Annotated in this window: 1 protein-coding gene; it reads left to right on the top strand. The window is 67.0% G+C overall.

Annotated elements, in window-relative coordinates; all coding sequences use genetic code 11:
* Positions 1-424 (top strand): IS66 family transposase (locus tag LRA98_RS12920; protein WP_238640858.1); only part of this gene is annotated, 424 nt, incomplete at both ends.

Genomic DNA, 424 nt, shown 5'->3' with positions numbered 1-424 from the left:
AAGAAACTGGCCCGTCAGGGCGCGAGCCGCGGTGCGCTGCCCGAGAACCTGCCGCGTGAGCCGAAGCGCCACGACTACACCGACGAGCAGCGCCGCGAGCTTGAGGCGCGCTACGGACCTTTGGAAGAGGTCAGCGTCGAGATCACCGAAACGCTCGAGTATCGGCCGGGCTCGTTCTACGTCCTGCGCCATGAACGGCCCAACTACGCCGTCACCGACGAGAGCGGGGAGCGGACGATCATCACCCCCGACAAGTCGACCGCGCCGATCCCCGGCTCCCAGGCCGGTGTGACGCTGATCGCCCACGCCATCCTGAGCAAGGTCGACGACAAGCTCCCGCTCAATCGGATCGCCAATCAGTTCGCCCGCGATGGCATGAAGCTGCCGCGCCAGCGCCTGGACGATTACTTCAGCTCGGCGGCGC

This window comes from Halorhodospira sp. M38, assembly GCF_022227985.1.
Classification (GTDB): domain Bacteria; phylum Pseudomonadota; class Gammaproteobacteria; order Nitrococcales; family Halorhodospiraceae; genus Halorhodospira; species Halorhodospira halophila_A.
This window is presented reverse-complemented; position numbering and strand designations above follow the sequence as displayed.